Raw genomic sequence first — 13,170 nt, 5'->3', positions numbered from 1 at the left:
GCATTCTGCGTCACTGCCAGCAGAGTTCCACCGATTGACAAACTTCGTCACCATCACCAGACGACGTTTGATCCGCCACCGCCGCTAAAGTGATTTCTCGACGCAAACTTCGATAGATTTACGGTCTGGTTTCATCGATGTTGTCGCTCTCGATTGCGATCACCTGCTCCTCTCCCGAGACTTCCTCGGCGAAGCATGATTCAGCCTCGCAGTCGTGCACCGAGCAACTCGTGTTTCCGCTGCATGGTAATCCGGAGGTTCCCTCGAAAATGAACGTCGTTTTACCGCATTCGCCCGCACACCCCGAACATTCCTGCGTCGGGTTTGCCGCACCGAGAAGAACGCGGTTCTGAACAAAATCGGCAGCGGCCCCCATCCACTCGGGAGCAGCTCGAGCGGCAACATTTCCGAGAAACGCGATGGCAACAAGCGAGTACAATGCAAGCCGGAATTCCCGATGGGGGAATGAGTATTTTGGCTCGACCTCGGCACTCGTGCCGCCCTCGCTGGCTTGCCGGTCTCTCGCCAGAGTGGAATCAAGATTCGTTGGTTCGTTTTCGTTCATGATTTACCTTGCAAAGTGCGGATTTTCTTGTCGAGTTTGAGTACCTATCCATGTTCAATTGCGACATTTGTCCGACATTGAAGGCAGCAGATTTGGACACTTCTCGCTGAACGCCACCACTGGCTCCTACGCTCCTGCCTGGGGACGAGCGTCGAGCGTTTTAGGTGGCGATTACCGAGAAATGTGCGAGCAAATCCCCTTGGTACACACTAAGCTTGCGAATGGCATTTTTTCGATGACTTACCTCACAGATGCCAAGCAACGCAACGCAATCTGTTGTCAAAAGACAGCCGTGTACCTGCTTGGAACTTTGTATTCGGAACTGTAAGTGTGAACTCGATACGTCGGTTCACCTTGCATGGTCACCAGCGGCAGTCCTGCGTGACACCAAGCCAAAATACTGCCCTTGAAATTCTTTGCGTTAAAACCGTCGGACATCAACTTCTTTGCATACTGTCCCGACCGATACCCGATCGTGCAATAAACAACGATGGTGCAATCGCGATATTGTTGTTTATTCTTTTCAAACTGAACCTTCGTGACTGCTCCAGGGATCATCGAAACTTGGTACTCTTCGGGCGTTCGCACATCAACGATCACGTGCTGACCATCAAACTTTTTCCCCCCATCTGCCAGATCCGCGTTTAGCATCATGAGTTGTCCGACATTCACCTCGGGAACTGCTAACGAACCAGCGAACAACCCTGCAAATTGCGCAAACATCATTGTGGGCAAACCAACCAGCAACAGAGTGGCGACTCGAGTAGGCAAGTAACGTGACACGGGGAACCTCATCCATGAAGTACAGCTATCCATTCATGCAGACAGTACGAACAGAGGCTGCGTTGTCGCAACCTACATACGCTGACTCATACACGAAACGACGCAATCCGTTTCGTGCTCTGTGAGATTGCTCACGTTGGCGAAACGCTGGGTGCAAAGTTGCCCATAACGCCCAAATTGCACTGCCGGAATTCAGTCGCCTTCACTTGCTTCTAATCATGTTTTGTGTGTGTTGGTTCACATCATCAATTTGCTTGTCATCCGATCTGCGATAAGGAATCCGGGGTCCATCCGGAAGCACTCACAGTAGACGAAAGGATTTCGCATGCCCCATTTCCAATCTGCTCCGACGATTCGACGATTTTCGATGCTGATCGTTGCTCTGGTCGTCGGTTTCTTTTTCGCCAACGATGCACTAGCACAGTCTCAACCGCGTTTTGGTGGCCCAGACTCCTCCGCACCGCTTCATCGTTTGTCGTATGAGGATATCTCTCACGCTCCGCTGGACACACTGCTTCGCCGCTACGTTGATTGCAATGGCATGGTTTGCTACAGCCGGTGGAGGAACCAGTGCTACGATGTTCGCGAATTGGAAGCATACCTTCACGGGTTGTCCCAGGTTGACGCAGACCTACCGGCTCGGCGAGAGGCCAAAATGGCGTACTATATCAACGCGTACAACGCGATGACCCTCTGGGGCATTCTGCATGAATACCCCGTTGCCAGTATTCAGCGGATCGACGGCAAGCGAACGCAGTTTGCAATCTTTGATGACCTGCAACTCTGGGATGGAGAAAGCTACCGTTCACTCAACGGCATCGAAAACGATGTGTTGCGTCCGCTCGGTGATCCGCGTATTCACTTTGCGTTGGTTTGTGCGGCTCGCGGGTGCCCTCGGCTGCGTAATCGAGCCTACACCGCGGACGCACTGCAATGGCAACTCGAAGACAACGCACGAGAATTTTTTTCCAGCCATGCAAGGTTTCACATTTCGCGGATCACGCGAACAGTCCAGATGTCGCCGATCCTGGAATGGTATCGCGACGACTTCGGTCAAACCGATCACGAAGTCGTTTCGACCGTGTTTGCCTATCTTCCTCAGCAAGATCGGCAATGGTTGTCGCAGCATTGCGATTGGAGGTTGAAGTACCTGGGTTACGACTGGTCACTCAACGACCAATGCCCGACCCTAGCTGTGAAAGTTGCCGCCATTCCCTATCACACGTATTCGATCGCGTCTCCGGCACTGAAGCGAATCAAGACCATGCTGTCCAGCAGCGATGGAGTAGCAGAGGCGGTGGCTTGCGACGCGGGGCAATGAATCACTCGCGAAGCACCTCGACATCACCACGTCGATGATGGCAATTCACGAACTGTACGATTTCTCACAGACACCGCATTCTTTGCATGCGATTCTTCGGCGGAACACGCTTTCCGATCGCCATTGAGTAGCCTAGGCTTCCCAGCCTGGGAGCCCCGCGAGCCCCAGGCAGGGAGCCTAGGCAACCGTCTCTTTTAATCGGTCATGGATGACCTCGATGATTTGCACCAGTACGAAAGACAATGCAATCCGCGCTGCTTGGGTAGCGATCGCCATCACTGCGTGGTTCGCTCGTGACCCGTTGCATCTGGTCGTTACTAACGCGGCCGAGTTTCATCTGGCGATGCGACTGGCGGTATATAGCTGCGTCTATGTCTTGATGGCTGGATTTGCGATTCCCGGTGCGGTGCTGCTAACGCTGTTTGCGGGTCCCCTGTTCGGAATCGGGCCGGGGACCATCGTCGCCAGTTTCGCGAGCACCGCCGGTGCCACAATCGCCTTCACTTCTAGTCGGCGTTACATGTTTCGCAATGGACAGCCAATTCAGAACGGTCAGCGCGAGACAGTTGGCTCGGAAATTGGCCGATGGGAACTACTGCTTTTGCGGCTAACACCGGTGATGCCATTCTTTGCCGTTAACGTGCTGGCAGGACGTTCTCGATTGTCAATCAAGCAATTCTGGCTGATTAGCCAGGTCGGTATGCTGCCGGCAACCTATCTGCTCGTTCGCGTAGGCACGATGGTCCCCGAAGCGTCACAAGTATCACGAACGGACATGTTCGCTACGCTTTGGCCACTGTTGTTGCTGGCACTCATTGCATGGCTTCTGCGTTTGTCGATGGTGAACTCGCGATCGGCCGGGCGATTTCCAGTACGCCGACTTGTCGATACGGTGGTTCAATTTTCGATGCGTGCGAGAAAGTTGTTGTTGCCCGCGTTCGCGTTGGTTGTGCTTGCCCCAGGCTGTGTGACGCACCGCCCCCATTCGTCACTCGCTGCAATCTACAACCCGCTGGCCCAGCGGCCCGACTATGAACGCAATCCAGTGATCGTGATCCCGGGAGTGTTGGGTTCACGACTGGTCGATGATGAGACCGGCAAGACCGTTTGGGGGAAGTACGACCGAATTCGTTTTCGACGTCAGCAATCGGACGATCTGGTGGCAGTATCGTTGCCAATGGGCCAAGGGGTTCCGCTGGCGCAATTGCGAGACAGCGTTCGCAGCGATGGAACACTGGCGTACCTGGAATTGAGCGTGTTTGGGATTCCGGTCGAGCTGCAAGCCTACAACCAGATCCTTCAAACCCTTGGCGTGGGCGGGTATCGCGATCCGACACACCCGAAAGCGGACGAATTCAATTACGGAGACGAACACTTCACCTGTTTTCAGTTCGACTACGATTGGCGGCGAGACGTCGCGGAAAACGCCGCTTTGCTTGACGAATTCATTACCGCAAAGCGTGCGTACATTCAAGCCGAGTATGAAAGCCGCTACGGAATCACCGATGCGGAAATCAAATTCGACATTGTGGCACATTCACTCGGCGGACTGCTCTCACGCTATTACTTGCGATACGGTTCGCAGCCGTTGCCCGAAGACGGCTCCTTGCCCTCGTTGGACTGGGAGGGAGCGAGAAGCGTCGAACGATTGATCATGATAGGAACTCCCAACGCCGGCTCGGCATTCGCGCTGCGTGATTTGGTCAATGGACATCAGCTCTCCAGAGTGCTTCCCTACTATCCCCCCGCCGCGTTGGGGACGATGCCGTCGATTTACCAGATGCTGCCGCGTCCGCGTCATCAGACGCTCGTCGATGCCCAGGATCCTGAACAAGCCTATGATTTTTACGATCCCGAGTTGTGGCGACAAATGAAGTGGGGACTGGCCGATCCGGACCAAGACGCAGTTTTGCAGCAACTGTTACCGGAGGTTGCCGAGCGTGAATCACGCCATTGCATTGCCCTGGACCATCAACGCAAGTGCTTGCTCAAAGCGAAGCAATTTCATCAGGCGCTGGATATTCCGGCGGCGCCGCCACCGGGAGTCACGTTGCATCTTTACGCTGGCGACGCAATTGAAACGCCTGCCGTGATGTCCGTCGACACTGAAACCGGAAAGCTGGAAGTTGCGAAAAGCGTGCCTGGTGATGACACGACCACACGGCACAGCGCGCTGATGAGCGAACAGCCCGTCGAGACCGTATCAACACGCCCCGCTTCCCCCATTCACTGGACCAGCGTGATGTTTCTGCACACCAGCCACCGCAAACTAACCGCGGATCCCCTGTTCACCGACAACGTGCTGGCATTGCTGCTGCAATCGCCTCGTTACGCGCAATCACCGTCAAGTCGTTAACGGCCAGTGTATCCAGCGTCCTGGAGCGATACGAGAATCTGCTCTTTGGGGACAGGGCAACAGATTTCGGTGCCGACGATGGCTGTACCTTGTTCGTAGTTGACGTCGACTGCCAACACGCCCGGCACCGTCCGAATCGCCTTGGCAACACCAGCCGAGCAGCCTTCGCACGTCATCCCATCGACTTTGATGACCACGCGGTTCATGTTGTCCGTCACGGCCTTGCCGTCACCGCCGAGAAACACTCCGACGTAACTTGGGAAAAACAGGAACAACACCGCCATGACGGTCACACCCCACAGCATGACCTTATTCAAGGTCATCATGTTGAAACGGCCCGTGGCGGTCGCACAGCATGCTTCACCGCGGGTTGGCTCAGTCGCACAACAACCGTGCCCCTCAGCGGTCTCGTTCGTATTCTTCGGGCGGTACACATTCTTGGGACGATACGTGTAATAGAACGCAGCAGCAAGGAAGCCAAACGTCATGACCATAAATAGCGGGCGGTATGCTTCCAACGTTGCTGCGATCCCCGCCCCAGAAACACCGACAGCCAACAAGAGCAGTGGCAACCAACAGCAAGCCGAAGCCATAATCGCCGAGACCAGCGTTCCAAGCTTGGCAATCTTCTCGCCTTTGTCGCCAACTGGCGCTGCTTTGTCGCCAACTGGCGCTACTTTGTCGCCAACTGGCGCTGCGGAAGTCGTTATCGTTTTTGCAGTATCCATTCCAATTTCTCCTTTAGCAATTTTGATTCCTTTTTCGACGCTTCCCAAACAGCACGAACCGGATGGGTTCTCCGTCTCGCATCGGCACCCAGGGTCCTTCATTTTCGCCCGAATGTCTGCTGTGGCGTTGCTTTCGCCTTCGGAGCAAAGTTGTTCCTTGATGCTCGCGACGGAGTGACCAAAGCAGTAGCACAGCGGCCGCTCTCCCGTCGTTTCCTTAACCCCGACAGCGACATGCAACTGGTCCTTCGTAAATGTCCGTTCATCGGTTTCAGCGAAGTAGACGACGTCACAATCCTGCGAATCGCAGAATCTCCATCCGCTGTCCTTGGTCAACGATGAACATCCACCATCGGCGCTACAACTAGAGTGGTCATCGGCTGCAAACTCGCCATCGAACTCGTCTTTTAACAGTGCTCGCAGCGTAGCCGCTGCGACTCGCTTCGCCTTCTTGCCGCAGACGGGACACTCGACACGATTCGGAGTGGTCACTTGATCAATCATCGCAATTCCTTTGTTCTCATCCCGCGTAATACGGTTGTCTATGCTCTATTATCGACCCTGCACCTAGGTGTAAGGTCAAGTGCGATTTCAATTTTTCTTTCAAGAGGCAATCGTGAGCGATCAATTCACCATCAGCCAGCTAGCGAAATCTGCTGGGATACGAACGTCGACCGTTCGCTACTACGAGCGGATCGGTCTCGTCGAACCGGAAGAACGAAGCCGGGGGAATTACCGGCTGTATAGCGACGCATCACTCGACAGATTGAAATTCATCCGAGCGGCACAAGCGACCGGGTTCACGCTGGACGATGTGAAGGCACTGCTTTTGGACGACGCGGGCGGGACGCCGACCTGTGGAAGCGTTCGCGGACTGATTGAGGATCGACTTGCCGACACCGAGCGCCGATTAAAAGATCTCCGCCACGTTCGGCGTATTCTGAAGTCGGCGTTGCAGCAGTGCGAACAGCAAAAGAAGAGCGACTGCTGTCATGTGGTTGCAGGATTGCACCGCGATTAGTGGGCGAATCAGCAGTGAAGCTAGATCCCATTTCCAAGCCACTCTCTGACTCCATTTTGACACTCTGTAAGCCAATTCACAGACACGCAGTCTGAGTCTTGCGAACATTCCGGCTCGAATCACGCTGAGAAGGCGACACCCTTTTGTTCGTACAGGGAGGTACGATGTCTGCGAACGCACCCAAGTCGGACCGCAAGAAGACAACCTATTTTGCCACGGTTCCGCCGCAGGAAATCCTGCCGATCGTCAATGGCCGTTACGAGTCGAGTGTCAAAGGCATTTACGTCATTGGCGATGTCACCGGATTGCCGCTGGTCAAGGTCGCCGCGAACCAGGGCGCCAGCGTCATCTCGAAGATGAAATTCGACGAAGATTCCGCATCGGGTGCGGAGCGGCTCGACCTCGTGATCATCGGTGCGGGGCCTGCCGGGTTGTCCGCTGCAATGGAAGCACACGAGCGGGGACTCAAGTATGTCGTTCTGGAACGCAACAAAGTTGCCAGCACGGTCCGCAGCTTCCCGCCTGGTAAGAAAGTCTACGCCGAGCCGCAGTTCGTGCAGAACGAAAGCAAACTGGAATTCGACGAAGATCTGGACAAGGACGAATTTCTCACCCGCGTCAATCGCTTGGTTGACGAGAAGAAGTTGCACATCAAAGAAGACACAGAGGTTGATCGCGTACGGAAAGTTGGAGAGCGGCAATTCGAGATCGAGACGAAATCAGGCAAATCGTTTCCGACACAGCAAGTGCTGGTCGCAGTGGGCCGGCAAGGACAAGCACGATTGCTTGAATGCCCCGGTGCTGACAACGCGCAAAAAGTGACCTACCGGCTGCACACGCCCGATGACTACCACGACGCTAATATCATGGTCGTCGGCGGCGGTAATTCGGCGATCGAAGCAGCCCTGCTGTTGATGCCGCACAATCGGGTCACGCTTTCCTATCGCGGCGACGACCTATTTCGAGCCAAAGAAGAAAACCGACTGTTGATTGAACAGGCCGAACGCGACGGTCGACTAAACATCCTGTACCGCAGTAATCTCAAAGCAATCCGTGACGACGAGGTTGACATCGACGTCGATGGGCAAACGCACACGTTGGCAAACGATCATGTGATTGTGCAAATTGGAACGCTTCCACCGGTCGATTTCCTGATGGACATGGGGCTGGAACTGGACGGCGTTTGGACCGCAAAGCGAATTGTGTTGTCAATGCTCGGATTGCTCGTCGGCGTTTTCGTCTATTTCTACTCCAAGAACTTTGTGCTTCACCCCGCCGCGGCGGGCGAGGGCAAACTGTTGCTGCCAGGACTGGAGTCGCTCATCGGGTCAGCACAACTAGGGTTCGCCGCGTTCCTGGTGGGAACCGTTCTGCCGATCGCTTGGCTCAGTCTATTGGCGCTGAAACTCATCAACGGAAATATGCAAGCGCGTGGGCATGCGGCGTTACTCAACCTACCCCACTCTACCTTGCTGCTGATCGTTGGTGGTTTACTGTATGTAGGATCGCTAATTGCACCGAGCGTGCTCACACTCGATCCATCAGCCGCGGGCGATGGCCCCTATTACGTGCCAGGTTTTACTTGGCTGTACCACGTTGTTCCGAAGTACTTCAGCAACGCGTATGGACTCTATTATCTGCTCTATTTCTCGGCGATCGCTGGCTTCGGTTTGTACTGGGCGATCAAGTCGAATCATCAACTGGTCTGGCGCCGTAACCTGACGATCATCGCGACGCAGTGGACACTGTGGTGGGGAATTCCGACGTTCTTAGCCGTGTTCATTGGTCGCAATCCGTGGACCCCGCTGCTGACTCGATCGCTGAATGCCTGGCCATTGAACATGGGCGCTTTCCATCTGGATCCCGCCGTGGGTCCGGGCGATCCCGCTTGGTGGCACACGGTCGCGGTCGTCGGTGTCGTCTGGGCTGCGGTGTTGACGTTCATCGTGATTCCGCTGGTGACGATTCGCTGGGGAAAGATTTACTGTTCTTACATTTGCTCGTGCGGAGCGCTCGCGGAAACCGTCGGGAATGGTTTTCGCCATCGCGGGCCAAAGGGGGATACGCCACGCAAGATGGAGCGGATGGGCTTCATCTTCATCGCGCTCGCGACCGTGGCAACCATCGCCGATCTGTACGGATTTGAGGGACCGCTTGGCCAATACAACTTGTGGGTGGGAACAGCATTGGCCGGCGCGATCGCCATTGGCCTGTATCCGTTTCTAGGACAGCGAGTGTGGTGCCGAATGTGGTGCCCACTGGCGTTCTGGATGAACTTTTGGGGACGCTGGTCGCAATTTAAAATCACGCCCGAGAAAGGCAAGTGCATCGACTGCAACGTTTGCAATCAGTATTGCCAAATGGGCATCGACATCAAATCGAGTGCGTTAAAAGGCGAACCGATCACGTTGAAAGATTCGCCCTGCGTCGGCTGCAATGAATGCATCGTCCGCTGCCCGATGGAGATCTTGCATCTAGGCGACTTGCCGGTTGTAAGTAGCCTAGGCTTCCAGCCTGGGAACTCGACCCACCCCAGTAGCCTAGGCTTCCAGCCTGGGAACCCGCCCCAACCCAGGCTGGAAGCCTAGGCTACGTTTTGATCAGACGAACCTCACTACCGCGATCTACCGATGACACATAACAAATCTACTTATTACGGTCCCTTTTTCTGGTTGGCAATTGTTTCATTCACTGTACCGATCGTCGTCGCAGCCAAAGCGTTTAATGAGGTGCAGTTGACGACCAAGCCGACGCCGCATCCGGATGCATCCGGAGTCGATCATGCGTTGTGGGACTACCTACTGAAGTCGCACGTGCAGAACGGGCTGGTCGACTACGACGGGATCGCTCGCGATCACCTATTCCGCACCTACTTGCGACAGCTTTCCGAATCCGACCCCGGCAAGCTGACCACGTCGGCGGATCAATTGGCACTGCTGTGTAACGCCTACAATGCGTTCGTGATCAATGGCGTCATCACTCACAAGATTCGCGATTCTGTGATGAACTACGATGTCGATGGGACCGAGTTTTTCGATCTGAAAGAACACATCCTGCACGGCGAAACGCTCAGCCTTAACCAAATCGAGCACGAGTTGATACGAAAGCGATTTCGTGAACCTCGTATCCACGTGGCGTTGGTTTGCGCGGCCAAAAGCTGCCCGGCGATCCGGCCCGAAGCCTACATTGGGACGCGATTAGCGAAGCAATTGGAAGACCAAAGCATTCAGTTCGCGAATCAAACCAAATACGTGATGTATGACGCGACCAGCGACACACTCCGATTAAGTCCGCTGCTCGACTGGTACGGCGGTGACTGGGACCACGCTGGCGGTTATCTGCCATGGCTGGCCGCTCGCGTCCAGCAGGAATCGATCAAACAAGCGATCCTGCGAGCTTCACGCAGCGAAACGTCGGTCGCGTTCCTCGACTACGATTGGTCTCTCAACTCCCAAGCCACCGCCGGATCCGCGGCCCCCAAACCGGCCAGCAAGAAAGGGCAATTCGGCTCCGGCTCGATCCCGAACGAATAACAAAGCAAAACGCGGGAACGCCATAGTGGATCAATCATTCTGGTCACCACGATTCCAGTCGATGTCCGCAGTATCGCAATGGTACTCGTTCAACGGCTGCGAGCTATTTGAGCCGTCTCGTTTACGTAGTTGATTGGTGGCATGACCGACCACCGCGCCGGCGAGACGACCAAAGGGAGCACCGAAGGGCAGAACCGAAGCGATCTGACCACCCCAACTGCTGCCATAGTCTGGTGAAAGAATCCGGTTCGCTTCCGCTTGTTCTTGGGCGGTCCCATATTGAGCGGCGTATTTAAGAGCATCGTTGGTCGCACGAGTCGTATGGACCATATTGATAAAAGGTAACTCTTGGGTTGCCGCGTACGTTCCCGGCTGTTTCTGCGCCCGAATGTCTTTTGCGTACGCAGCGCGTGAAATCACCAAGGGGGCGATGTCCGAGTAGACGTGTGTGGAATCCGTAAATGGGTTGTACCAATCACCACCAAAAACCCGCCCCGGCAGCAGCACGTATTTCAAATGGTTGTAGGTACCCACCGTGTAACGCCACCCCGGATGAATTCGCTTGTTAGAGGTCAGTCGCTCCCATTCGCCCCACGGATCGTATTGATTGATCCGAACCATACTGCCGCTTAGCCCATTTTGTTCCATGTATTGGACCAGCGCGGCCTCGGTCTGCGGCGAAACGTCATGATTGTCAGCTCGGCGATCCCAGAGTGCCAGCTTCGTTGGTGTACCGACGACCCACCCTAGTCCGTCGATGACCGCGTTGGGGTGACCACGTTCGACCAGGATTTCAGTCGTCGCATCACGGGACGACATGACGGCCGATTGGCTGCGGTGATCGATCGAGTGACAGCCGGTGAGGAGAATACAGCCAAGTAGAACTAGCAACAGTTTCAGTTTCATCGTCGCGGGTCTATGTTCATGAGGGAGCTTGACAAGAAATCGGTTTGAATCTTGTCGGCACGACGAGACGCCTGGGTCTGTGTTGTCGCTAACGCTCTTGGCAAATCCCTCACATTTCACGGGTTTCACGTATTTCGCACCGCTGCGTCAAGCCGTTCCTGTGAGATCGCTCACAGACAATGGGGGAATCGAGTTGCTACGCTGTGAACCATTCACCGGGTACTAACGCAGAGCACGAATGTGGCGGAAAAGTCAACGCACACGAAAGAAAATCCGCCAAACGCGAACGCCAATGTTAGCGTGCTTGCGATACTTGCTGGATTGTCCATCAGCGTCTACGGAATCATCGCGATATTAAGTTGGCAGTTCGACTTTGACAGTGTGTCGACCGACCGGCCGATCATCGCGGTCCTTTGCCTGTTTGCCGTTGCGTTCGCCTTGTACTTGGGTGCGATTCGGATCGTGTGGCGGACGCGGAAGAGCGGACCGATGATGAAATTGGTGATTGGATCGGCGATCGTGTTCCGCGTGGTGATGCTGTTTTCGCTGCCCATCCAGGAAATTGATATCTATCGCTATCTTTGGGATGGAGCCGTCAGCACCGCGGGTGTAAGTCCGTTCCGTTACAGTCCCGCTCAAGTGAGCTCTGCCGAGCTGGCGTCAAACGCGGACGAAGATTTGGTGCGGCTGGTCAAGCTGCGTGACGATGATCCCGCACTCGCTGAAATTTTGCATCGGGTGCATTTCCCTGAGTTGCCGACGATCTATCCGCCCACCAGTCAAGCCGTGTTTGCAGCGGCCAATCTCATGACGCCATCTTCGTCATCCGTGTTGACGCGATTGTTCATCATGAAGGCGTGGTTCATCGGACTAGACATCGCGACACTGTTCGTCGTGATTGGCCTGCTTCGTCGATGTAAGAAACCAGTAGGACTTTGCGTGATTTATGCGTGGTGTCCTCTTCTTATGAAAGAGATTGCAAACAGTGGGCATTTGGACGCCATCGCGGTGTTCTTGACCACGCTCGGTTTGTACTTGGTCGTCCGTAGCCTAGGCTTCCAGCCTGGGAAAAATAACAACAGCACGACCCAGGCTGGAAGCCTAGGCTACGCCATGCTGGCCAGTGTTGTGCTCGGATTAGCGGTCGGAGCGAAGCTCTACCCCGTGATCCTCGTTCCGCTCGTTTTCTTCACCGTCGCGAAGAATTTTGGCTGGCGTTTCACCGTCGCTCCAGCGACGGCATTCGTTGTGACGACCGCGATTTTGCTTTCTGCGATGATTCCAGCTGAAAAATCGACCTCGGATCGAGAGCAAATGCATGATCCCAGCCTCGGTGTGGTAACGTTCCTTCGACGTTGGGAAATGAACGATTTTTTATTCCTAATTATCATCGAAAACATCAAGCTGACCGCACATCTCGGTCCACATGAAACCGCCTGGTTCACCGTGATGCCTGAGTCGGTTCGCGAAACGATGGTGACAGTGGTTTCCTCGCAGTTCGACATCGCTGCTGGCGAAGCTCCCTTCATGATCGCGCGTGCGACGACTGCGGCCATCTTTTTTATCGTCGCAATCACTCTCGCTTGGCGGGCCTCGGCGAAGGATTCGTCGAGTTTTTGTGAGGCCGCGTTCTTAACAATCGCCTGGTTTTGGCTGCTTTGTCCGACATTGAATCCGTGGTATTGGACCTGGGCTTTACCCCTGTTGCCGTTTGCTCGAGGCCGCGCGTGGCTTGCCGTCAGTGGCCTCGTGCTCATTTACTATTTACGGTTCTGGCTGGATTACCATTTCCCCACAACGGCAGTCTTGGGAACTCCGTACACAGGAGCAGCTTTTTATGACTTTGTCGTCACCTGGATCGAGTTCGCACCGTGGTTTGCCGTGCTGATGTGGCGCAGCCCACGTAGCCTAGGCTTCCAGCCTGGGACCAAGATAGCAGCCAGGCTGGAAGCCTAGG

General features: G+C 54.9%; 10 protein-coding genes. 6 read left to right on the top strand and 4 right to left on the bottom strand.

Annotation, left to right across the window (positions count from 1 at the left end; translation table 11 throughout):
• Window positions 1–118: 118 nt before the first annotated feature.
• Together ABD971_RS09425 and ABD971_RS09420 are read right to left on the bottom strand one after the other, a co-directional pair.
• Window positions 119–565: a hypothetical protein gene (locus ABD971_RS09425; protein WP_345321463.1), complete on the bottom strand. Its 447-nt coding sequence runs from the start codon at window positions 563–565 to the stop codon at window positions 119–121.
• Between the two features lie 279 nt (window positions 566–844).
• Complete coding sequence (locus ABD971_RS09420; RefSeq protein WP_345321461.1) at window positions 845–1,348, bottom strand: rhodanese-like domain-containing protein; 504 nt, start codon at window positions 1,346–1,348, stop codon at window positions 845–847.
• A 325-nt stretch (window positions 1,349–1,673) separates the two neighbouring features.
• Between ABD971_RS09420 and ABD971_RS09415 the strand changes: the two genes are divergently transcribed.
• Together ABD971_RS09415 and ABD971_RS09410 are read left to right on the top strand one after the other, a co-directional pair.
• Complete coding sequence (locus tag ABD971_RS09415; RefSeq protein WP_345321459.1) at window positions 1,674–2,669, top strand: DUF547 domain-containing protein; 996 nt, start codon at window positions 1,674–1,676, stop codon at window positions 2,667–2,669.
• 217 nt (window positions 2,670–2,886) lie between these two features.
• Window positions 2,887–5,025, top strand: a complete 2,139-nt coding sequence (locus tag ABD971_RS09410) for a VTT domain-containing protein (protein WP_345321457.1) — start codon at window positions 2,887–2,889, stop codon at window positions 5,023–5,025.
• Here ABD971_RS09410 and ABD971_RS09405 read toward each other — a convergent pair.
• On the bottom strand, window positions 5,022–6,257 hold the full coding sequence (locus tag ABD971_RS09405) for a mercuric transporter MerT family protein (RefSeq protein WP_345321455.1): 1,236 nt from the start codon (window positions 6,255–6,257) through the stop codon (window positions 5,022–5,024). The two genes, ABD971_RS09410 and ABD971_RS09405, sit on opposite strands and share 4 nt — an antisense overlap.
• Window positions 6,258–6,369: 112 nt before the next feature.
• Here ABD971_RS09405 and ABD971_RS09400 point away from each other — a divergent pair, with 112 nt between their 5' ends.
• From ABD971_RS09400 to ABD971_RS09390, 3 genes are all read left to right on the top strand, one after another.
• Window positions 6,370–6,774 carry a MerR family transcriptional regulator gene (locus tag ABD971_RS09400; protein ID WP_345321453.1) on the top strand — a complete coding sequence of 135 codons (405 nt, stop codon included), beginning with the start codon at window positions 6,370–6,372 and terminating at the stop codon, window positions 6,772–6,774.
• 164 nt (window positions 6,775–6,938) lie between these two features.
• Window positions 6,939–9,362, top strand: coding sequence for an NAD(P)-binding domain-containing protein (locus tag ABD971_RS09395; protein WP_345321451.1), 2,424 nt, complete (start codon window positions 6,939–6,941; stop codon window positions 9,360–9,362).
• Between the two features lie 42 nt (window positions 9,363–9,404).
• Window positions 9,405–10,307 (top strand): DUF547 domain-containing protein, encoded by a 903-nt coding sequence (locus ABD971_RS09390; RefSeq protein WP_345321449.1) that lies wholly within the window; start codon window positions 9,405–9,407, stop codon window positions 10,305–10,307.
• Between the two features lie 30 nt (window positions 10,308–10,337).
• On the opposite strand, the gene ABD971_RS09385 is transcribed toward ABD971_RS09390, so the two are convergent.
• The gene (locus ABD971_RS09385; protein ID WP_345321447.1) at window positions 10,338–11,213 is read right to left on the bottom strand and encodes a hypothetical protein; all 876 of its coding nucleotides are present in this window, start codon (window positions 11,211–11,213) and stop codon (window positions 10,338–10,340) included.
• A 300-nt stretch (window positions 11,214–11,513) separates the two neighbouring features.
• Between ABD971_RS09385 and ABD971_RS09380 the strand changes: the two genes are divergently transcribed.
• Complete coding sequence (locus ABD971_RS09380) at window positions 11,514–13,169, top strand: hypothetical protein (protein ID WP_345321445.1); 1,656 nt, start codon at window positions 11,514–11,516, stop codon at window positions 13,167–13,169.
• Window position 13,170: the final 1 nt, after the last annotated feature.

Origin of the sequence: Novipirellula rosea (genome assembly GCF_039541335.1) — a bacterium.
Classification (GTDB): Bacteria; Planctomycetota; Planctomycetia; order Pirellulales; family Pirellulaceae; genus Novipirellula; species Novipirellula rosea.
This window is presented reverse-complemented; position numbering and strand designations above follow the sequence as displayed.